The 21,141-nt window shown below is 67.9% G+C and carries 18 protein-coding genes; 15 read left to right on the top strand and 3 right to left on the bottom strand.

Going from position 1 to position 21,141, the window contains the following annotated elements; translation table 11 throughout:
* Position 1 precedes the first annotated feature (1 nt).
* The 8 genes from EV380_RS05295 (at position 2) to EV380_RS05260 (ending at position 9,001) form a co-directional block, all read left to right on the top strand.
* Positions 2 to 757, top strand: coding sequence for a YebC/PmpR family DNA-binding transcriptional regulator (locus tag EV380_RS05295; RefSeq protein WP_130449832.1), 756 nt, complete (start codon positions 2 to 4; stop codon positions 755 to 757).
* A 4-nt stretch (positions 758 to 761) separates the two neighbouring features.
* A complete protein-coding gene (gene ruvC, locus EV380_RS05290; RefSeq protein ID WP_102158387.1) occupies positions 762 to 1,355 on the top strand; it encodes a crossover junction endodeoxyribonuclease RuvC in 594 nt (197 codons plus the stop codon).
* Between the two features lie 92 nt (positions 1,356 to 1,447).
* Entirely contained in the window at positions 1,448 to 2,074 is a 627-nt protein-coding gene (gene ruvA, locus EV380_RS05285; RefSeq protein WP_130449830.1) for a Holliday junction branch migration protein RuvA, read from the top strand.
* 3 nt (positions 2,075 to 2,077) lie between these two features.
* Positions 2,078 to 3,139 (top strand): Holliday junction branch migration DNA helicase RuvB, encoded by a 1,062-nt coding sequence (ruvB, locus tag EV380_RS05280; RefSeq protein ID WP_130449828.1) that lies wholly within the window; start codon positions 2,078 to 2,080, stop codon positions 3,137 to 3,139.
* Positions 3,140 to 3,382: 243 nt separating this feature from the next.
* Positions 3,383 to 3,811 carry a preprotein translocase subunit YajC gene (yajC, locus tag EV380_RS05275; RefSeq protein WP_102158390.1) on the top strand — a complete coding sequence of 143 codons (429 nt, stop codon included), beginning with the start codon at positions 3,383 to 3,385 and terminating at the stop codon, positions 3,809 to 3,811.
* 4 nt (positions 3,812 to 3,815) lie between these two features.
* Positions 3,816 to 5,534 carry a protein translocase subunit SecD gene (secD, locus tag EV380_RS05270; RefSeq protein ID WP_130449826.1) on the top strand — a complete coding sequence of 573 codons (1,719 nt, stop codon included), beginning with the start codon at positions 3,816 to 3,818 and terminating at the stop codon, positions 5,532 to 5,534.
* Entirely contained in the window at positions 5,527 to 6,516 is a 990-nt protein-coding gene (gene secF, locus EV380_RS05265) for a protein translocase subunit SecF (protein ID WP_130452095.1), read from the top strand. The genes secD and secF overlap by 8 nt, the downstream gene beginning before the upstream one ends.
* A 202-nt stretch (positions 6,517 to 6,718) precedes the next feature.
* The gene (locus tag EV380_RS05260; protein WP_278030536.1) at positions 6,719 to 9,001 is read left to right on the top strand and encodes a RelA/SpoT family protein; all 2,283 of its coding nucleotides are present in this window, start codon (positions 6,719 to 6,721) and stop codon (positions 8,999 to 9,001) included.
* Positions 9,002 to 9,020: 19 nt separating this feature from the next.
* Here EV380_RS05260 and EV380_RS05255 read toward each other — a convergent pair whose 3' ends face one another.
* Positions 9,021 to 9,632 (bottom strand): hypothetical protein, encoded by a 612-nt coding sequence (locus tag EV380_RS05255; protein WP_130449822.1) that lies wholly within the window; start codon positions 9,630 to 9,632, stop codon positions 9,021 to 9,023.
* Positions 9,633 to 9,728: 96 nt separating this feature from the next.
* Complete coding sequence (locus EV380_RS05250; RefSeq protein WP_130449820.1) at positions 9,729 to 11,222, bottom strand: DUF349 domain-containing protein; 1,494 nt, start codon at positions 11,220 to 11,222, stop codon at positions 9,729 to 9,731.
* Positions 11,223 to 11,401: 179 nt separating this feature from the next.
* Between EV380_RS05250 and hisS the strand changes: the two genes are divergently transcribed.
* Together hisS and aspS are read left to right on the top strand one after the other, a co-directional pair.
* Entirely contained in the window at positions 11,402 to 12,742 is a 1,341-nt protein-coding gene (hisS, locus tag EV380_RS05245) for a histidine--tRNA ligase (protein ID WP_130449818.1), read from the top strand.
* Positions 12,743 to 12,900: 158 nt separating this feature from the next.
* Positions 12,901 to 14,685, top strand: coding sequence for an aspartate--tRNA ligase (aspS, locus tag EV380_RS05240; RefSeq protein ID WP_130449816.1), 1,785 nt, complete (start codon positions 12,901 to 12,903; stop codon positions 14,683 to 14,685).
* Positions 14,686 to 14,748: 63 nt separating this feature from the next.
* Here aspS and dtd read toward each other — a convergent pair whose 3' ends face one another.
* The gene (gene dtd, locus EV380_RS05235) at positions 14,749 to 15,183 is read right to left on the bottom strand and encodes a D-aminoacyl-tRNA deacylase (RefSeq protein ID WP_102158398.1); all 435 of its coding nucleotides are present in this window, start codon (positions 15,181 to 15,183) and stop codon (positions 14,749 to 14,751) included.
* A gap of 101 nt (positions 15,184 to 15,284) precedes the next feature.
* Between dtd and EV380_RS05230 the strand changes: the two genes are divergently transcribed.
* From EV380_RS05230 to alaS, 5 genes are all read left to right on the top strand, one after another.
* Positions 15,285 to 16,739: a replication-associated recombination protein A gene (locus EV380_RS05230; protein WP_423219018.1), complete on the top strand. Its 1,455-nt coding sequence runs from the start codon at positions 15,285 to 15,287 to the stop codon at positions 16,737 to 16,739.
* Between the two features lie 192 nt (positions 16,740 to 16,931).
* The gene (gene rpsD, locus EV380_RS05225; RefSeq protein ID WP_102158399.1) at positions 16,932 to 17,558 is read left to right on the top strand and encodes a 30S ribosomal protein S4; all 627 of its coding nucleotides are present in this window, start codon (positions 16,932 to 16,934) and stop codon (positions 17,556 to 17,558) included.
* Positions 17,559 to 17,761: 203 nt separating this feature from the next.
* A complete protein-coding gene (locus EV380_RS05220; RefSeq protein WP_102158400.1) occupies positions 17,762 to 18,118 on the top strand; it encodes a DUF948 domain-containing protein in 357 nt (118 codons plus the stop codon).
* A 16-nt stretch (positions 18,119 to 18,134) separates the two neighbouring features.
* Complete coding sequence (locus EV380_RS05215; RefSeq protein ID WP_242607510.1) at positions 18,135 to 18,407, top strand: hypothetical protein; 273 nt, start codon at positions 18,135 to 18,137, stop codon at positions 18,405 to 18,407.
* Between the two features lie 34 nt (positions 18,408 to 18,441).
* Positions 18,442 to 21,135 (top strand): alanine--tRNA ligase, encoded by a 2,694-nt coding sequence (gene alaS / locus EV380_RS05210; RefSeq protein WP_102158401.1) that lies wholly within the window; start codon positions 18,442 to 18,444, stop codon positions 21,133 to 21,135.
* The last annotated feature ends 6 nt before the right edge of the window (positions 21,136 to 21,141 follow it).

Genomic DNA, 21,141 nt, shown 5'->3' with positions numbered 1-21,141 from the left:
TATGTCAGGCCACTCTAAATGGGCGACCACGAAGCACAAGAAAGCGGCGATCGACGCCAAACGCGCCAAGGCGTTTGCCAAGCTGACCAAGAACATCGAAGTCGCCGCCCGCGCGGGTGGTCCGGACATCGAGGGCAATCCCGCGCTTGAACTCGCCGTCCAGAAGGCGAAGAAGCAGTCGGTGCCGAACGACAACATCGACCGCGCCGTCAAGCGCGGCGCCGGCCTGACTGGCGAAGCCGTCGATTACGCCGAGATCATCTACGAAGCGCGCGGGCCGGAGGGCTCGGCGCTCCTCGTCGAATGCCTCACCGACAACAAGAACCGCGCCGCGGCCGAGACCCGCACGGCCATCACTCGCAGCGGTGGCACGGTCGCCGACCCCGGGTCGGTCAACTACATGTTCGCGCGCAAGGGTGTCGTGTCGCTGCCACAGGGCGACCTCGCCGAGGATGACGTCCTGATGGCGGTCCTTGATGCCGGGGCCGAGGAGGTTCAGCTCGCGGGCAGCACCTACGAGGTCATCTGCGAACCCACCGATCTGCGCGCCGTCGTCGCAAGCCTCGAAGAGGCGGGCATCGAGTACGAGACCGACGAGGTCGAGTTCGTGCCCTCGATGAAGGTCGAGCTGGAGGCCGACGCTGCACGCAAGTTCCTGAAGCTGGCGGACGCGCTCGAAGAGCTCGACGACGTGCAGAACGTGTACTCGAACGTGGACATCACGGCCGCGGTCATGGCCGAGCTCGAGCAGGACTAGCCACGTGGCCCTGCGCGTCGTGGGCGTCGATCCGGGCCTGACCCGCTGCGGTCTCGCCGTCGTAGACATCGAGGCCAACCGGCGGGCCACGCTCGTCGACGTGACGGTTGTGGGCACGAGCTCAGACACGTCGCTCGACGAGCGCCTGCTCGCGATCTCGCGAGGCATCGACGCATGGCTCGATCAGCACCGCCCCGACGCTGTGTCCATCGAGCGGGTGTTCAGCCACACCAACGTGAGCACGGTGATGGGCACGGCGCAGGCGTCGGGAATCGTGATAGCGGCGGCGGCCCACCGCGGCATCCCCGTCGCCCTGCACACGCCGACCGAGGTCAAAGCCGCAGTGACGGGCAGCGGGCAGGCCGACAAGGCCGCCGTCGGCCGCATGGTCGCCAAGATCCTCCGGTTGGACGCCCCACCCAGGCCCGCCGATGCCGCCGATGCCGCGGCGCTGGCCATCACGCACGGATGGCGGGGCGCGGCTCCCGGCTCGCAGGCTTCCGGCACCCGCAGCGGTGGTTCGAGCGGGTTGACCGCCGCGCAGCGCGCCTGGGCTCAGGCGGAAGCCGCCGCGCGCAAGTCCGGCCCCCGCCGATAGGAACCGTGTCCGGCACGGCGTAAACGCAATCCGCGGTGCTGGGGCGCTAGACTAATCGTAAATGTGTTCGGATGCCAGAGGTGAGGCAGTCAGTGATTAGTTCTCTTAGTGGTGACGTCCAGTCCGTCGGCCTGAACTCCGCCGTGATCAACGTCGGCGGGTTCGGGATGCTCGTGCACGCGACCCCCCAGACTCTGTCGGTCCTGCGCGTCGGCGAGCGGGCTCAGGTCGAAACGACCATGGTGGTCCGAGAGGACTCGATGACGCTCTTCGGCTTCGGCGATGCCGGCGCCCGGGAGGTCTTCGAGATCCTCCAGTCGGTCTCGGGGATCGGACCGCGACTGGCCTTGGCCGTGCTCGCGGTGCTCTCACCCGAGGAGGTGCGCGTCGCCGTGGCGGCGGGGGACACCAAAGCGCTCACGCGGGTCCCCGGTGTGGGACCGAAGGTCGCCCAGCGCATGGCGCTCGAACTGGCGGGCAAACTCGCGCCGACGGGTGAGGCCGACGCGGCGGGGACCCCGCAGAGCGACGGGGACGCCTGGCGTGTCGCCGTCCTCGACGCCCTCACGGGCCTGGGATGGAAGGAGAAAGACGCGGTCAAGGCGATCGATGCCTTCGCCGAGGACCAGCCGGCGCTCGTGAGCGAAGGGGACATGCCGCGCATCCTGCGTGCCGTCCTCGCAGACATCGGGCGGGACCGAAGCCGTGGCAGGAGGTAGCCCATGAGCGAGAATCCACTGGTCGCCGGTACGAGCGAGCCGGATGAGCGCGTCCTCGAAGCGGCGTTGCGGCCGAAGAACCTGCACGACTTCGTCGGCCAGCAACGAGTTCGCGAGCAGCTCTCGCTCGTGCTCGAGGCCGCCCGGATCCGCGAGCGCACGTCCGACCACGTGCTGCTCTCCGGCCCGCCGGGGCTCGGCAAGACGACGCTGGCCATGATCGTCGCGGCCGAAATGAACGCCCCCCTGCGTATCAGTTCGGGGCCGGCGATTCAGCACGCTGGCGACCTCGCGGCCATCCTCTCGTCGCTCGCAGAGGGCGAGGTCCTCTTCCTCGACGAGATCCACCGGATGAGCCGTCCGGCGGAGGAGATGCTGTACATGGCCATGGAGGACTTCCGGGTCGACATCGTCGTCGGCAAAGGCGCCGGCGCCACGGCCATTCCGCTCGAGTTGCCACCCTTCACCCTGGTGGGCGCGACGACCCGGGCCGGACTCCTCCCTGGCCCTCTTCGCGACCGCTTCGGATTCACGGGCCACTTGGAGTTCTATTCGATCTCGGAGCTCGAGCTGGTCCTGCGCCGCTCGGCGATGTTGATGGACCTCAAGGTGAACTCCGCCGGCTTCACCGAGATCGCTTCGCGGTCTCGTGGGACCCCGCGTATCGCCAATCGACTACTACGGCGTGTGCGGGACTGGGCGCTCGTCCACCGCAACGAGCACATCGACGCGACGCTGGCTTCCCGCGCTCTCGACATGTACGAAGTCGACGCCCGAGGGCTCGATCGTCTGGACCGCTCGGTGCTGCACGCCCTCTGCACCAAGTTCGGCGGGGGACCGGTGGGACTCTCGACCCTCGCCATCGCCGTGGGGGAGGAGACCGAGACGGTCGAGACCGTGGCCGAACCGTTTCTCGTCCGCGAGGGGCTGCTCGGCCGCACTCCACGGGGCCGCATCGCGATGCCCGACGCCTGGATCCACCTCGGTCTCACCCCGCCCGAAGACATGCCGCTCGGGCCGGGCACCGCGCCGACGCCGTCGTCGTCGTTCGACGATGAACAATAGCCCGACGCGTTCCACGATCAGCGAATTCCGGCCCTGACGGATCGATCGTCTGCTAGGTTGGGCCGGTGCGCGTGTCCTCCGCTGTCGGCGTCGTCACAGCACCGGGCGCTAGGATGAGAACCGGACATCGCGCTCATCGATCTCCAGCGGCCCGACGCCCCGGCAGAGACCGGACACGCTGACGACCGCCGGGCTCGGCTGTAGCCCGGCACAACGACTCAACTGCAGAACAGGTACATACTCTTGACTTCGATCTCCATGGCCGTCGCCGAAGGCTCCGCCAACGCCGAAGCCGGCGGCTTCAACCCGATGAACCTCATTCTCCTCGCGGCGTTCGCGCTCCTCATCTTCATGATGTTTCGCGGCCGCCAGAAGCAGAAGAAAGCCCAGGCCGACCTGCAGTCCAAGATGCAGGACGGTGCACGCATCATGACCAATTTCGGTCTCTTCGGCACTGTCGTCGAGCAGAAGCCGGAAGAAAACCAGATCGTGCTCGAGATCGCTCCAGGGACGAACGTGACCGTGCACTCTGGCGCCGTCGCGCGAGTTGTCGATGCGAATGACGAGCCGGCCGAGCCGGTTGAAGAGCACGTCGCCGACGATGCCGCACCGTCCACGGAGGAGACTCCGGAGGAGACAATGCGCCGACTGAACGACGAAGGCAAGAACTAGTCGCATGACTTCGTCAGGACCACTACGGCACGCTCGAAGTGCCCTCATCTGGCTCTGCGTCCTCGTCGTCGGTCTTCTCGGCGTCCTCATCGCGGGCGTCGCAACGGGGCAAACAGAAACCAGCCCTAAACTCGCGCTGGACCTCGAGGGTGGCACGCAGATGATCCTCGCCCCGCGGGTGGACGGGGACGCGGCGATCAATCAGGAGCAGCTGCAGCAGGCTGTGGAGATCATCCGCCAGCGCGTCGACGGCTCCGGCGTCTCGGAAGCCGAGATCTCCACCCAGTCCGGCAGCAACGTCGTCGTCTCGATGCCGGGCACGCCCGACTCGAAGACGCGCGAACTGATTCAGGCCTCCGCCAACATGGAGTTCCGTCCGGTCATCATGGCCGGTTCCTTCAACGCGACCCCCGAGGACCAGCGCCTCGCGGACGACGAGGTGCCCGAGCCGACAGGCGAGCCTGAGAACGCCTCCGACACCAATTGGATCACGGCCGATCTCTACCGTGAGTTCGAGGCCTACGACTGCGAGGCGGCCCTCGCCGACCGGAGCGTCGAGTCGACCGACGCCGATGAACCCGCGATCGCGTGTGATCCGTCGACCGGCGCGAAGTACATCGTCGGTCCCGTGGAGGTCGACGGCGAACGCATCTCCGATGCGACCCACGGCCCGGCCCGCAACTCGCAGGGATACCAGACCGGGGGTTGGGCGGTTCAGCTGTCCTTCGACTCCGCCGGCGCCAAGCAGTTCGGCGATGTCACCTCCCGCCTGGTCAGCATGCAGGGGGCGCAGAACCAGTTCGCCATCATGCTCGACGGGCTCATCGTCTCAGCTCCCACAGCGAACGTCCCGATTCTCGACGGCAACGCGGAGATCACGGGCAACTTCAGCGAGGAGAGTTCCCAGCAGCTCGCGGAACAGCTCAAGTACGGCGCGCTGCCCATCAGCTTCGACATTCAGAGCGAACAGCAGATCTCGGCGACGCTCGGCGCGAATCAGCTCGAGATGGGACTCGTCGCCGGCATCATCGGCCTCGTGCTCGTTGCCGTCTACTCCCTCTTCCAGTACCGGACGCTGGGTTTCCTGACCCTCGCTTCGCTGGTGGTGGCGGGAATCCTGACGTATCTCGCGCTGGTCCTGCTCGGCTGGTCGGCCAACTACCGGCTCTCCCTGGCCGGTATCGCGGGCATCATCGTCGCGATCGGTCTGACCGCCGACTCGTTCATCGTCTATTTCGAACGCATCAGGGACGAACTCCGCGACGGTCGCAACCTCGTCGCGGCTGTCGAAACCGGCTGGATGCGTGCCCGCCGCACGATCGTCGTTTCCAAGGCGGTCAATCTCCTGGCCTCCGTGGTGCTCTACATCATGGCCGTGGGCAACGTCCGCGGGTTCGCGTTCACCCTCGGTCTGACGGCCATCGCCGACCTGATCGTCGTCTTCCTGTTCACCCACCCGATGCTGCAACTGCTCGCGCGCACCCGGTTCTTCGGCTCCGGGCACCGCCTCTCGGGCCTGGATCCGTCGCTGCTGGGTGTGGAGGCTCTCTACAAGGGCGCGGGGAAGGTCCGTCAGTTCAATCCGGCTGTTCGTCCCAAGAAGAACACCGGTGAGACGGAACGCCGTTTGACCATCGCCGAACGCCGCCGTGCCGAGGAACAGCAATCCGCTCCGGGCCAAGATCGGTCCAGCGTCGCCACGAAGGAGGATGACAATGCGTAAGGTCGCGCTGTGGGGCAACGAGCTCTACACCGGAAAGCGTTCCTATCCCTTCGTCGACAAGCGGAAGCTATGGTTCCTTGTCGCTGGTGTCTTGTTGATCGCGTCGGTGCTGATCCCGGCCGTCAAGGGCGGCTTCAACCTCGGCATCGAGTTCCGCGGCGGCTCCGAGTTCACCATCTCGGACGTACAGGACACCGAGGTGGCCGTCGGCGAAGAGGCCGTGAGCAGCGTCGTCAACGCCGAGGGGTTGCGCGTCACCGCCATCACCGCGGACACCGTCCGCGTTCAGACGGACCGCATGACCGATGACGAGACACTGGCCGTCGCCAGCGCGCTGGCCGAGGGGTACGGTGTCAGCGACGAGCAGGTGACGAGCACATTCATCGGCCCGACATGGGGGCAGGACGTGTCGCGGCAGGCGCTGATCGGCCTGGTCGTGTTCGTCGTCCTCGTCGCGGTCCTCATGGCGTTCTACTTCCGAACGTGGAAGATGTCGCTTGCGGCGATCGTCGGCCTCGCCGTGGTCGTCGTAGTCACGGCCGGTGTCTACGCGGCCTCCGGATTCGAGGTGACGCCGAGTGCCATCATCGGCTTCCTGACGATCCTCAGTTACGCGCTCTACGACACCGTCGTGGTCTTCGACAAGATTCGCGAGAATACGGAGGACTATCTCGAGCAACAGCGACGGACCTTCGGCGATCTGGTCAACCTGGCGATCAACCAGACCCTGGTCCGCTCGATCAACACGTCGATCGTCGCCATTCTTCCCATCGGGTCGATCTTGTTCATCGGTGCGTTCCTGCTGGGTGCCGGCACGTTGCGGGACCTGGCCCTCGCGCTCTTCGTCGGCGTGATCGTCGGGACCCTGGCGACGCTGTTCATCCAGGCACCGCTGTTCGCCCACTTCCGCCTGCGGGACCAGGACGTCAAAGAGCACGACGCGCTGATCCTCGAGCAGCGCAAGGGCGAACCCGGCGCCTAGAGTCGGCTCGCCTCATCGATTCAGTCCGCCGTGCGGCCTACCTCCAAACTCGGGGGAGGCCGCACGGTCTTTTAAGTCGAACCGTGTCATGCCCGAATGTTGGACCGGCGACGGAGCGGCGGGTACGGTGCAGTAATCTTGGTGTACTGCCTCGGAGGTGACTTGCACCGTTTCGAGGGCAGCGGATGGAAAGGAGCCTCTCGTGGCTGAGCAACGTGCAGGTGCTTCCGCCGGACAGGGGCGCCGTGGGCGCCCGCTGTCGCGGCTTGCTCGACTCGCGGGACGCACTCCGACGGGTCAGCCCCCCATCTTGGAGCCGCTGCTGCGCACGGTCCGGGCCAACAGCCCGCGTGAAGACCTCGAACTGATCACACGCGCGTTCAACGTCGCCGAACGTCAGCACGAGGGTCAGAAGCGCAAAAGCGGCGACCCCTACATCACCCACCCCGTCGCCGTAGCCACGATTCTGGCGGAAATGGGCATGACCGGTTCGACGCTCGCGGCGGCACTGCTGCACGACACCGTCGAGGACACCGACTACTCGCTCCAGCAGCTCACCCAGGAGTTCGGTTCCGAAGTGGCCATGCTGGTCGACGGCGTCACCAAGCTCGACAAGGTTAAATTCGGCGATGCCGCACAGGCCGAAACGGTGCGCAAGATGGTCATCGCGATGGCCCGGGACATCAGGGTCCTGCTGATCAAGCTCGCGGACCGCCTGCACAACGCCCGCACGTGGCGCTACGTCTCCCCGAAGTCGAGCGCCCGCAAGGCCCGCGAGACGCTGGAGATCTTCGCGCCACTGGCTCACCGGCTGGGTATGAACACGATCAAGTGGGAGCTCGAGGACCTCTCCTTTGCGGCGCTGCACCCGAAGGTCTACGAGGAGATCGTGCGCCTAGTCGGGGACCGCACGCCCGAACGCGAGAAGTATCTCTCGACGGTGCGCTCCCGGATCGGCGAGGACCTGCAGCAGGCCAAGATCAAGGCGACTGTCACGGGGCGACCCAAGCACTACTACTCGATCTACCAGAAGATGGTCGTCCGCGGCAAAGAGTTCAACGACATTCACGACCTGATGGGCGTGCGCGTGCTGGTCGACTCCGTCCGCGATTGCTACGCCGCGCTGGGCACCCTCCACGCGCGCTGGAACCCGCTCCCGGGCCGGTTCAAGGACTACATCGCGATGCCGAAGTTCAACATGTACCAGTCGCTGCACACGACGGTGATCGGCCCCGGGGGCAAACCGGTCGAGATCCAGATCCGCACGCATGACATGCACCGGCGCGCGGAGTACGGTGTCGCCGCGCACTGGAAGTACAAGCAGGGCGCGAATCCGGCCGACGTCCCGGACAGCCAAGGCGACATGGGCTGGCTCAAGAGCCTCATGGACTGGCAGCAGGAGACACGCGACCCCGGCGAGTTCCTCGACAGCCTGCGTTTCGAGATCAACGCTGCCGAGGTCTTCGTGTTCACGCCCAAAGGCGAGGTCATGGCCCTTCCTGCGGGTTCGACGCCCGTGGATTTCGCCTATTCCGTGCATACCGAGGTCGGACACCGAACAATCGGCGCACGCGTCAACGGCAAACTCGTCCCGCTCAACAGCGAGCTGCACCACGGCGACTGGGTCGAGATCTTCACGTCAAAGGCGGAGGGAGCCGGCCCGAGCCAGGATTGGCAGGGTTTCGTCAAGAGCGCCCGGGCGCGCAACAAGATCCGTCAGTGGTTCAGCAAGGAGCGTCGCGAAGAGGCGATCGACAAGGGCAAGGAGCTGCTCACCCGCGAACTGCGGAAGAACAATCTGCCCCTGCAGAAGCTCATGACGCATGACACGCTCTCGACGGTGGCCCACGAGATGCGCCACCACGATATCGCCGCGCTCTACGCAGCCGTCGGCGACGGTCACACGTCCGCCCAGAATGTCATCGAACATCTGCAGGCGATGACCGTCGAGGCGCATGAAGACGAGTCGGAGTTCGACGCCGCCTCCATCGCCGCGAACGCCAAGCCGCGTTCCTCGACGAGCGACTCAGGAGTCGTGGTCAAGGGTGCCGGCGACGTCATGGCCAAGCTGGCGCGGTGCTGCACCCCCGTTCCGCCGGATGAGATCTCGGGCTTCGTCACGCGAGGCGCCGGCGTCTCCGTGCACCGAAAAGACTGCACCAATTTCCAAGCCCTCGCAGCAGAGAATGAACGCATCGTCGAGGTCGAGTGGGCCCCGACGAAGACCAGCGTCTTCCTCGTCGAGATCCAGGTCGAGGCCCTCGACCGCAAGTCTCTGCTATCCGACGTGACCCGGATCCTGTCCGAGAACCACGTCAACATTCTCTCCGCCAGCGTCAACACGAGCCGCGACAGGGTCGCCATCAGCCGGTTCTCCTTCGAGATGGGGGACCCCAAGTACCTCAGCCACGTGCTCAACGCCGTGCGGCGTATCGACGGCGTCTACGACGTGTACCGCACGCGGGCCAGCGGCGTCCGCAGATAGTTCTGGACGGGCCTCGGCATCACACGGCACAGTCACGAACCAGCGTGAGCTGTCTCGCGCCCCGCGCCGCCTCAGCGACGCGGGCCAACGCGCGGAGCTTGCCAGGGCGGCGCTTGACCTCCATGATCCTCGCGCGCAGGACCTCGACGTCGACGCCGGCCCTGCTCGACTCGAGGAGCCGGCGCACGACCCGGATCGACTCTTCGTCGTCCGGGAAGCGCACGGCGGCGTCGAATGCCGTCCGCAGCGGAGTGGTCAGCGGTGCGCCGCCGATCGTCATCACGTCCGCGGGACGGACGTCGTAGCCCACGATGCGCAGGGGCGGCCCCGGCAGATTCCGCGGGCTGCGTAGGAACCGCTTCACCACGGCCTCGATGCAGCGCGGCGTGCCGCCGACCCCGTACACCCAGGCTGCGGTCGCCCCGCTGACCGCGAAAGCGTCGAGCCGCGAGACGACGGCGGATACCGCCCTCGCCCGGGACTCCGTGCCGTCCACGAACGGCGTCCGAGCCCACAGCCCCGGCATGATCGTCTCGAGGCTGCCCTCCAATTGCATCGCGGAGAGCTCCCCGGCCCGAAACGGGCTGCCCTCGATGAAAAACTCCTGCGCGGCGCCGACTGTGATCTCCATGCCTGCCAATGTCGCAGGGCGTCCGGGGACGACGAAGGGGCGTCGTCCAAACTGTGGACAACGCCCCTTCGACGAAGCGGCTGTGGACAGGCGTCGCTAGTGAAGGTCTTTGGCGGAAGCCTCAACCGTCTTGAGCCAGGTACGACGGGCCTCCAGCGCCTCTTCGGCCTGCTTGATCGCGCGCTTCTCACCGCCCGCCTTCGCGGTCTCGAGGTCCGCCTCGAGCTGGGCGATCGAGTCCTGCAGCTGCTCGAGCATGCTGTTCGAACGGGCCTTGGTCTCCGGATTCGAGCGACGCCACTCGTGGTCCTCCGCATCCTTGACGCTGTCCTCGACTTGGCGGAGTGCGGCCTCGATGCGCTGCATCGCCGAACGCGGCACCTTGCCCGCCGCGTCCCAGCGCTCGCGGATGGAATCAAGCTTCTTCTTGGCGGCGCCGAGATCCTTGCCGGCGTCGATGGCGCGCGCCTCGTCGAGGAGCGCCTCCTTGACCTTCAGGTTCTCCTCGAACTCCGCGTCGAGGGCGGCGTTCGTCTGATTGCGCGACTCGAAGAACACGTCCTGCGCCGCCCGGAAACGAGCCCACAGGGCGTCGTCGTCCTTTCGAGCAGCGCGCTTCGAGGCCTTCCACTCGGCCATGAGCTTGCGGTACTCACCGGCGGTGCGGCCCCAGTCGGTCGACGTGCTCAGCTCCTCGGCCTGCCGGATCAGGTCCTCCTTGACGCGCTTGGCCTCCGCGTGGTCCGCGTCGAGCTGGCTGAAGAACGCGCGGCGGTGCCGGTCGAAGGAGGTGCGCGCGCTGCGGAAACGCTTCCAGAGGGCGTCCTCGGTTCCACGCCCCAGACGCATCCCCGACTTCTGGGCAACCTTCCACAGCTCGAACAGCTCGTTCATACGCTGGCTCGACTGCTTCCACTGGACCTTCTCCGGGTCCCGGCCGGCGAGCTCCTCGGCCTCCGCCACGATCTGCTCACGTTCGGCGAGGTGCGCGGCCCGCTGTTCCTCGTGAGCCTTCTTCTCGACCTCGTGCAGCTGCGCGACGTCGGCGCGAGCCTTCTCGATGCGCTCCTCCAGCGCGGGCAGGTCGCCGACCATGCCCTTCGCCGCGACGATCTCCGCGAGGTGATCGAGCGTCTTGTTCATGTCGGCGGTCGGCGCGTGGGCCGCGACGCGGTGCTCGAGCAGCAGCAGCTGGTTCACGACGTCGTCGTACTTGCGCACGAAGTAGCCCAGGGCCTCGTCGGCGCTCGCGTCGGGGTACTGCCCGACGGGGTGCTCCTCGCCGCCGATCAGGACGAAGACGTGCCCGTCTTCGGCGACGCGGGCGAACCGGCGGGCCTCCTCCAGATCCGTCGCGTACGACGGCGGCGGGGTCACCGAGGGGGCAGCGGCGCCGCCCGCAGCGGGGGCTGCTTCGGACTTCGCGCCGTGGGCCGGTGCCGCGGGGCGGATGTTGCTCGGCTTCACCGGGCCCGGCTTGACGGAAGCCGGTGTCACCTGCTTCGAAGGAGCGGGCTTGGGGGCCTCGCTCGACTTCGGAGCCGCCGCGTTCGGCGTGGTCTGGTCGTCGGATTCTTGACTGTGGGTCACCGCTGGAACTCTTTCGCTCGTTCCGTTCCACCCGGCCGGGTCGAACGGTCTCGTGTTTCATCCGTCACTCTACCGATTCCGGCGCATCGTCCCAACCGTGGGCGCCCCGTGGCGCTAGACTGGGGCGGTCTCGGCGCGCCCGGCGCGCCCACCGAACCCCGCGAGGAGCAATCACACCCATGGCACGCAAGGCCTCCCTGTCCGGCTTCCCCGAATGGCTTCCGAACGAACGTCTCGTGGAGCTGCACATCCTGGACACCCTGCGGAGGACCTTCGAGCTCCATGGGTTCGGCAACGTCGAGACCCGCGCAGTTGAGACGGTCGGTCAGCTGCTGCGCAAGGGCGAGATCGACAAAGAGGTCTACGGGATCTCGCGCCTCCAGGCCGACGAGCCGGCGACGGGCGATGACCCGAACGCGCTCGCGCTGCACTTCGACCTGACGGTGCCTTTCGCCCGCTACGTCGTCGAGAACGCCGGACACCTCTCGTTCCCGTTCCGCCGCTACCAGATCCAGAAGGTCTGGCGCGGCGAGCGCCCGCAGGAAGGCCGCTTCCGCGAGTTCACACAGGCCGACATCGACGTCGTCGGCGACGGCAAGCTGCCGTTCAAATACGACGTCGAGCTGGCCCTCGTGATCGCCGAGGCGCTCTCGGCGCTGCCGATCGGCGACTTCAAGCTCCGCGTGAACAACCGCAAGCTCGCCGAGGGTTTCTACCTCGGCCTGGGCCTGGCCGACACCGCCGGCGTGCTGCGCAACATCGACAAGCTCGAGAAGATCGGGGCGGACAAGGTCAAGACGCTGCTCATCGACGAGGTGGGCGCAACCGGAGAACAGGCCGACGCCGCGCTGGCCCTGGCGCAGATCCGCACGGAAGACACATCCTTCGTCGATCAGGTGCGCGCCCTCGGCGTCGAACACGAACTGCTCGAGGAGGGTCTCGCGGAACTCGGCGAGGTCGTCGGCATGGCGGTCCGCCGCGCCCCCGGGCGTGTCGTCGCCGACCTCAGCATCGCCCGCGGGCTCGACTACTACACGGGCACCGTCTACGAAACCGTGCTCGTCGGCGATGAGAAGCTCGGGTCGATCTGCTCCGGCGGGCGCTACGAGTCGCTCGCGACCAAGGGCAGCCGCACCTTCCCCGGCGTCGGTCTCTCGATTGGCGTCACACGCCTTGTCTCGCGCATGCTCGGCGACGGATCCGTAACGGCCAGCCGCTCGGTGCCGACCGCGGTGTACGTGACGCTCGCCAACGACGACGCCTGGGCCGAGGCGCAGGATGTCGCCGCCCAGCTGCGTTCGCGCGGGATCAGCGCCGAGGTCGCCTCCAGCGCCGAGAAGTTCGGCAAGCAGATCAAGTTCGCGGACAAACGCGGCATCCCGTTCGTCTGGTTCACGCAGGCCGACGGCACGCACGAGGTCAAGGACATCCGCTCCGGCGAGCAGGTCGCGGCCGACCCGGCCACGTGGTCGCCGGCCCCCGAGGACCTCACCCCGCGCGTCGGCACGGCCGCGGTCTGACTCGGTACGACGGCGGCGCGCGGCCCCCGCGCACCGCCGTCGCGCCCGCTTCCGTCGTCGTCGCGACGGCTGTATTCGCCGTCCCCTCCGGGTGACCGGCGGCCCGGACGGAAGGGGTAAACTCGTGCGGGATTGACTTCACCTAAGAAAGGACCGCAGTGCTGCGCACTCACGACCTGGGAACTCTCCGGGCAGAGCACATTGGCCAGACCGTCACCCTGGCGGGCTGGGTTGGCCGCCGGCGCGACCATGGAGGCGTCGCCTTCATCGACCTGCGCGATGCCTCCGGCGTCGCCCAGATCGTCGTCCGCGACGAGGAGGACTTCCACTCGCTGCGCAACGAGTTCGTGCTGCAGGTGACGGGAACCGTTGAGCGCCGCCCCGAGGGCAATGAGAACCCGGCCCTCGGCACGGGTGAGATCGAGGTCCTGGCCGAGAACGTCGTCGTGCTCAATACCTCCGCGCCGCTGCCGTTCCAGATCGACGAGCACGTCGAGGTCGGCGAGGAAGCGCGCCTGCGCCACCGCTACCTGGACCTGCGCCGCCCGGGGCCCAACGCAAACATCCGCCTGCGCTCCGAGGCCAACCGCATCGCCCGTGAGCTCCTGCACGGCGACGGCTACACGGAGATCGAGACTCCCACGCTGACGCGTTCTACCCCCGAGGGCGCCCGCGACTTCCTGGTGCCAGCGCGCCTGGCTCCGGGCTCCTGGTACGCGCTACCGCAGTCGCCTCAGCTGTTCAAGCAGCTGCTGCAGGTCGGCGGGTTCGAGAAGTACTACCAGATCGCGCGCTGCTACCGCGACGAGGACTTCCGCGCGGATCGTCAGCCCGAGTTCACGCAGCTGGACATCGAAGCCTCGTTCGTCGAGCAGGACGACGTCATCGAGCTCGGGGAGCGGCTCGTGAAGGCCCTCTGGCAGCTCATCGACGTCGAGATCCCGACCCCCATCCAGCGCATCACGTACGCCGATGCGATGGCTCGGTTCGGTTCGGACAAGCCCGACATGCGCTTCGGCCTCGAGCTGACCGAGATGACCGAGTTCTTCAAGGACACCGGGTTCGGCGTGTTCAAGGCTCCCTACGTCGGCGCCGTCGTCATGCCCGGCGGGGCCTCCCAGCCGCGCCGCACGCTGGACGCCTGGCAGGAGTTCGCCAAGCAGCGCGGTCACAAGGGCCTGGCCTACGTCCTCTACAAGGAGGACGGGGAGCTCGCCGGCCCGGTGGCGAAGAACCTCAACGACCACGAGCGGGAGAACCTGGCCGCCGCGACGGGTGCGAAGCCGGGCGATTGCATCTTCTTCGCCGCCGGCCAGCAGAACGACGCTCGCGCCCTGCTGGGTGCCGCCCGCATCGAGATCGGCCACCGCACCGGCCTCATCAAGGACGGCGACTGGGCGTTCGTGTGGGTTGTCGACGCGCCGATGTTCGAGGCCGCCGCGGACGCGGTTGCGGCCGGCGACGTCGCCGTCGGCGCGGGCAAGTGGACGGCGGTGCACCACGCGTTCACCTCGCCCAAGCCCGAGCACATGGACACGTTCGATCAGGATCCCGCCAGCGCCCTGTCCTACGCCTACGACATCGTCTGCAACGGCAACGAGATCGGCGGCGGCTCGATCCGTATCCACGATCGCGCAGTGCAGGAGCGGGTCTTCCGCCTCATGGGCCTGGACGAAGAGGCCGCGCAGACCAAGTTCGGCTTCCTGCTCGAGGGCTTCAAGTACGGCGCCCCGCCCCACGGCGGCATCGCCTTCGGCTGGGACCGCGTCGTTTCGCTGCTCGCGGGGGAGGACTCGATCCGTGAGGTCATCGCCTTCCCGAAGACGGGCGGCGGCTACGACCCGCTGACCGCGGCTCCGGCCCCCATCACGGCCGAGCAGCGCAAGGAGGCCGGCGTGGACGCCAAGGCCGAAGCCAAGAAGGACGAGCCCGCGAAGGCCTAGTCCCACCCGCACGCGAGAACGCCTCGGCACGCCTTTCGTGCCGGGGCGTTCGCGCGCCCGGGCTCAGGGCAGGTCGGCCGTGTCCACGATGAGCGTGAACGGGCCCGAGTTCGTCGAGTTGACCTCCATCATCTCGCCGAATCGACCCGTCTCCACGTGTGCCCCGAGCGCGCGCAGCGCCGCCACGAGGGATTCGTACATCGGCTCGGAATGGTCGCGGCCGGAGGCCTTCGTCCAGGACGGCCGCCGGCCCTTGCGTACGTCGCCGTACAGCGTGAACTGGCTGACCACCAGCAGGGGAGCGCCGGCCGATTCGCACGACTGCTCATCCTCGAGCATGCGCAGCCGGTACAGCTTCGCGGCGAGCTTGCGGGCGTCGTCGTCGGTGTCCGCGTGCGTCACCCCCGCCAGCACGAGCAGCCCCGTGCCGATCTCGCCGACGGTTTCGCCGTCGACGGCGACCCGCGCCCCCTTGACCCGCTGCGCAATGGCCTTCACCGATGCCTGCCTCTCGTTCGTCTGCTTCAGAATTCCCCACGCACTCTACCGGCGCCGCGCTTCGACGTGAGACGGCCGCGCATCATGAGTAGGCTGGGCGGGTGAATGACTTGTTCAGCGGGTTGGATGCCGATGACCTCGGCAATGCGGGCGACGACGCGTTCGCCGACCATCACGACGACGACGGCGGACGGCCGCTGCCTCCGCTCGCCGTGCGCATGCGCCCGCGCAGCCTCGACGAGCTCGTCGGCCAGCAGCACCTGCTCCGCGCGGGGTCGCCCTTACACCAGCTCGCGCAGGGGGCCAAAGCCGGTCCCGCCGGGCTCTCGAGCGTCATCCTCTGGGGGCCGCCCGGGACCGGCAAGACGACCCTCGCGCACGTCATCGCCCGCGGGCCCGGCCGCCAGTTCGTCGAGCTTTCGGCGATCACGGCAGGCGTCAAGGACGTGCGCCGCGTCATGGATCAGGCGCTTTCGGACCGGGACCTGCGCGGCATGACCACGGTGCTCTTCCTCGACGAGATCCACCGGTTCAACAAGGCCCAGCAGGACGCCCTGCTGCCGGGGGTGGAGAACGGCTGGGTCGTGCTCGTCGCAGCGACCACCGAGAACCCCTCGTTCTCCGTCGTCTCGCCTCTGCTCTCGCGCTCACTCCTGCTGACGCTCAAGCCGCTGGAGGACGACGACGTCCGCAAGCTGCTCGAGCGCGCCGTGCACGAAGAGCGAGGCCTGGGCGGCATCGTCGAGCTCACCGACGAGGCGCTCGAGCACCTCATCAAGCTCTCCGGGGGCGACGCACGCCGCTCGCTGACCGCGCTGGAGGCCGCAGCCGCCGTCGCGCTTGGTTCGGCGCTCGGTCCGGCGGGATCCGCGGGTGAGGGCCCGGAAGACGGGGCTGCGCCGGGGGAGGCGAAGATCCGGGTCACCCGGGAGGACGCCGAGCGGGCCATGGACGTCGCCGTGCAGCGCTACGACAAGGCCGGCGACCAGCACTACGACGTGATCAGCGCGTTCATCAAGTCGATCCGCGGCTCTGATGTCGACGCCGCGCTGCACTACCTGGCCAAGATGATCGAAGCGGGGGAGGACCCGCGCTTCATCGCCCGGCGCATCGTCATCAGCGCCTCGGAAGACGTCGGCATGGCGGACCCGACGGCGCTGCAAACCGCCGTCGCGGCCGCACAGGCCGTGCAGATGATCGGCATGCCGGAGGGGCGGATCATCCTGGGCCAGGCCGTCGTGCACCTAGCCACCGCGCCGAAATCGAACGCCGCCTACAACGGCATCAACGAGGCCATCGCGGACGTGCGGGCCGGCAAGGGCCGCGGCATCCCGCTGCATCTGCGCGACGCCCACTACAAAGGCGCGCAGCAGCTCGGGCACGGCAAAGGCTACAAGTACGCGCACGACGCACCGCATTCGATCGCCGCCCAGCAGTACCCGCCCGATGACCTCGTCGGCCGCGACTACTACCAGCCGACCGGCAACGGCGCCGAGCGGGGCATCGGCGAACGCCTCGAACGGCTGCGTCAGATCGTCCGCGGTCGCTCGAAATAGCCGGAACCACCGCGCGGAGCCGCCGGCACCGTCGTGCTAGGATGGTTCGTTGGCTGGCAAGCCGCCGATCCACTATGCCCGGTGACGGGTGTGGACCGCGCGTGCTGCAGGACTTACGGGGCGCGACTCCCCGAGACTCTCCATCATGGAGGCCAGACCAGAAAGCAGTCGCCGAACGAAAGTAGGAGACACGTGGCTAACAACACCCGTGCCCGCCGCAAGGTTCGCATCTCGCGCGCCCTCGGCATCGCTCTGACCCCCAAGGCAGAGAAGTACATGGAGCGTCGCCCGTATGGCCCCGGCCAGCACGGACGCGCCCGCAAGAAGCAGGATTCGGACTACGCAGTGCGTCTGCGCGAGAAGCAGCGTCTTCGCGCCCAGTACGGCATCCGCGAGGCGCAGATGACCCGCGTCTTCGAGGAAGCCCGCCGCACCTCGGGCCTGACCGGTGAGAACCTGATCGAGCTGCTGGAGTCGCGTCTCGACGCGCTCGTCCTGCGCTCCGGTCTGGCCCGCACCATCGCCCAGGCCCGCCAGCTCGTGGTCCACCGCCACATCACCGTCGACGGCGCCCGCGTGGACCGTCCTTCCTTCCGCGTGAAGGAGGGCCAGACCATCGCCGTGCACGAGCGTTCGGAGACCATGGTCCCGTTCCAGGTTGCCGCCGCCGGTGCCCACCGCGATGTGCTGCCGGCCGTCCCGGGCTACCTGGACGTCAAGCTGGAGTCGCTGCAGGCACGCCTGGTGCGCCGCCCGAAGCGCTCCGAGGTCCCTGTGACCTGCGAAGAGAACCTCGTCGTCGAGTACTACGCACGCTAAACCCGCCAGGGTTCGGCTGCTGCCGACGAAGAGCCGGAAGAGTCCGTGGCCGTACGCCGCGGGCTCTTCCGCGTTAAGCGAAAGGGCCCGCGGCACGGGGCGCCCAGCGCCGGCGCCCGCGCACGCCCGGCCAGTTCGTTAGGTAGGGTTGGGTAGCGGTGCTGCGTCCGCGCACCGTGCACGATGCTTTCAAGGAGCTATTCATGACGTGGTCCGATGTCGCCGGCTTGATCGCGGCGCTCGCGTTCGTGGTGCTGGTGGGGTTCCTCGCGGTGCCCATCATCAAGCTTGGACGGTCGTTCGACCAGCTGACGGGTTTCATCCGCGACTCGCGCGGGACGCTCGACGAGATCACGACGACGGTTGCCTCCACCAACCAGCAGATCAACAAGGTCGACGGCATCACCAGCAACGTCGCGGATGCCTCGGCGAACGTGAGCGCGATCACCTCGCTCGCCGCCGCGGTCATCGGCCGGCCCCTGATCAAGGTCGCGGCCTTCAGCGAGGGTGTGCGCGCCGCGTTCAACAAGCCCGCGACCCGCGCGCGCCGCAGCCGCTAGCCGGTTCGAAAGGTAGATGAAGACGATGTTCAAGAAGATCTTCTGGGTCGGCGTAGGCGTCGGCGTCGGAGCCCTCGCCTACCGCAAGCTCTCCGAGGCGCGGAGCCTCGCAGGCCCCGAGGGCCTGAACCGTGTCGTCGGTCGGCTCGCCGACGACGTGGCCGACACCCTCGCGGCGTTCCGCGAGGGCATGGCGGCGAAGGAAACCGAGCTGCGCGATTCGCTCGGCCTCGACCCGGCCTCGGAGGCAGGTCGTGGACGCCACACCGCCGCCGACCCCACCAAGTAACCCACCGAGCTCCCGAAGGGACCGTACAAGGACTATGAAGTCGCAGGACATCGCCCGCACCTGGGTTGATTTCTTCTCAGAACGTGGACACACGCCCGTGCCGAGCGCATCGCTGGTGTCTCCGGACCCGTCGCTGCTCTTCACGGTGGCCGGCATGGTGCCGTTCATTCCCTACTTCACCGCGCAGCAGGTCGCGCCCTACGACCGGGCGGTGAGCATCCAGAAGTGCATCCGCACGGCCGATATCGAAGAGGTGGGCCAGACCTCCCGCCACGGCACGTTCTTCCAGATGGCCGGAAACTTCTCGTTCGGCGACTACTTCAAGGAGCAGGTCATCCCGTGGGCCTGGGAGCTGCTGACCTCCCCGCAGGCGGACGGCGGCTTCGGCCTCGACCCGGCGCGGCTCTGGATCACCGTCTACGAGGACGGCGACGAGCGCGACGACGAGGCGCGCCGCATCTGGGAAGACGTCGTGGGCGTACCGCGCGAGCGCGTCGTCGGCACCGGCAAGGCTGACAACTACTGGAACACCGGCCAGCCGGGCCCCGGGGGCCCCTGCTCGGAGATCTACTACGACCGCGGACCCGCCTACGGGCAGGCGGGCGGCCCCGCCGTCGATGAGACCCGCTACATCGAGATCTGGAACCTGGTCTTCATGCAGTACCGGCTCTCCGAGGTCCGTTCCAAGACCGACTTCGACGTCGCCGGCGAGCTGCCCAAGAAGAACATCGACACCGGTCTCGGTCTCGAGCGCCTGGCAATGATTCTGCAGGGCGTCGAGAACATGTACGAGACCGACCAGGTTCGACCCGTGCTCGACAAGGCGTCTGAGCTCTCCGGCAAGACCTACACGTCCACGGAGGATCCGAGCGACCCCAATCACGCCAACGACGTACGGCTGCGGATGATCGCCGACCACATCCGCAGCTCCCTCATGCTGATCTCCGACGGCGTCGTGCCCGGCAACGAGGGCCGTGGCTACGTGCTGCGCCGTCTGATCCGCCGCGCGGTCCGTGCCATGCGCCTCATGGGCGTCGAGGAGGCCGTCCTGCCGGAGTTGCTGCCGGTCTCGCGCGATGCCATGAAGGGCGTCTACCCCGAAGTCGAGGCGGACTTCGCCCGCATCTCCCGCATCGCGTACGCCGAGGAGCGAGCGTTCCTGCGCACGATCGCCTCCGGCACGGCGCGCCTGGAGGAGGCCCTCGTGGAAGCGAAGTCGGACACCGGCAAGCTGTCCGGCGACGTCGCCTTCCAGCTGCACGACACCTACGGCTTCCCGATCGACCTCACCCTCGAGATCGCCGGCGAAGCCGGGCTTTCCGTCGACGAGCCGACGTTCCGTGAGCTCATGCTCGAGCAGCGCCAGCGCGCCCAGCAGGACGCGCGAGCCAAGAAAGCCGGCCACGCCGACCTCACGGTCTTCTCGCAGCTGCACGACGCCGGAGACGTCAACTTCACCGGCTACGAAACCCTCACCGGCGAATCGCGCATCCGCGGCATCGTCAGCGGCGGCAGTCTCGTGGACGTCGCCGAGCAGGGCCAAGAGATCGACCTCGTCCTCGACGAGACCCCTTTCTACGCCGAGGCGGGCGGCCAGGCCGGCGATGTCGGCCTGATCACCGGCGACGGGTTCGTCGTCGAGGTCCTCGACGTGCAGGCGCCGATCCGCGGGCTCAACGTGCACAAGGCCATCGTCCGCGAGGGCGAACTGCCGACGTCGTCGACGGTCCTGACACAGGTCGACGAGCAGCGCCGCCGCTCCGGCGAACAGGCTCACTCCGCGACCCACCTCGTGCACGCGGCCCTGCACGAGATCCTCGGGCAGGACGCGGTCCAGTCCGGCTCCTTCAACAAGGCGGGCTACCTCCGGTTCGACTTCACGTGGGCGGACGCGCTCTCCGACGCCGCCCGCGCCGAAGTCGAGGAGCTGGCCAACCTGAAGATCCGCGACAACCACCAGGTCGTCACCAGGATCATGGGCCTCGACGAGGCCAAATCCATGGGCGCGATGAGCCTCTTCGGCGAGAAGTACGGCAGTACCGTGCGCATGGTCGAGATGGACGGTGCGTGGTCCCGCGAGCTCTGCGGCGGCACCCACGTCGGTGGCACCAGCCAGATCGGCTCGCTCACCCTGCTCGGCGAGCAGTCCGTCGGCTCGGGCAACCGCCGCGTCGAGGCACTCGTCGGTATGGAGGCCTTCCGCCACGGTGCGGCCGAGAGGGCCCTCGTGGCGGACCTCTCGGAGATGTTCCGCGTGCCCAGCAGCGAACTCTCCGGGCGCATCCAGTCCACGGTGGCGAAGCTGCGCGCGGCCGAGAAGGAGATCGAACGTCTGCGCAAGGAGCAACTGGCCGCACAGGCGGGCGCCCTCGTCGCCCGAGCCCGGGACATCGGCCCCGTCCGCCTCCTCGCGCACGACGCCGGCGACATCTCCTCCGCAGACGACCTCCGCTCGCTCGCACTGGACCTGCGCGGACGCCTCGGCGCAGACGCTGCGGTCGTCGCCCTGACCGGCGTCGCGAATTCCCGCCCGCTCGTGCTCGTCGCGACCAACGAGGCGGCCCGTGCCGCCGGCGTGAAGGCCGGCGCGCTCGTCCGGACCGCCGCGCAGATCCTCGGCGGCGGCGGTGGCGGCAAGGACGACGTCGCGCAGGGCGGCGGCCAGGACCCGGCCAAACGGCCGGAGGCGCTGGCGGCCATCGAGTCCTCCGTGCGCGATTCGGCTTAGGAACGT

It is taken from the genome of Zhihengliuella halotolerans, assembly GCF_004217565.1.
In the GTDB taxonomy this organism is placed as follows: Bacteria; Actinomycetota; Actinomycetes; order Actinomycetales; family Micrococcaceae; genus Zhihengliuella; species Zhihengliuella halotolerans.
Note: the sequence above shows the minus strand (reverse complement) of the source record. Positions and strands in the feature narration are given on the sequence as shown.

Bases quoted from the DNA above. Each gene is read 5' to 3' on its own strand.
- alaS (WP_102158401.1), top strand. From the start codon at position 18,442: ATGAAGTCGCAGGACATCGCCCGCACCTGGGTTGATTTCTTCTCAGAA.
- EV380_RS05255 (WP_130449822.1), bottom strand. From the start codon at position 9,632: ATGGAGATCACAGTCGGCGCCGCGCAGGAGTTTTTCATCGAGGGCAGC.
- EV380_RS05295 (WP_130449832.1), top strand. From the start codon at position 2: ATGTCAGGCCACTCTAAATGGGCGACCACGAAGCACAAGAAAGCGGCG.
- secD (WP_130449826.1), top strand. From the start codon at position 3,816: ATGACTTCGTCAGGACCACTACGGCACGCTCGAAGTGCCCTCATCTGG.
- EV380_RS05220 (WP_102158400.1), top strand. From the start codon at position 17,762: ATGACGTGGTCCGATGTCGCCGGCTTGATCGCGGCGCTCGCGTTCGTG.
- EV380_RS05215 (WP_242607510.1), top strand. From the start codon at position 18,135: ATGAAGACGATGTTCAAGAAGATCTTCTGGGTCGGCGTAGGCGTCGGC.
- ruvB (WP_130449828.1), top strand. From the start codon at position 2,078: ATGAGCGAGAATCCACTGGTCGCCGGTACGAGCGAGCCGGATGAGCGC.
- hisS (WP_130449818.1), top strand. From the start codon at position 11,402: ATGGCACGCAAGGCCTCCCTGTCCGGCTTCCCCGAATGGCTTCCGAAC.
- secF (WP_130452095.1), top strand. From the start codon at position 5,527: ATGCGTAAGGTCGCGCTGTGGGGCAACGAGCTCTACACCGGAAAGCGT.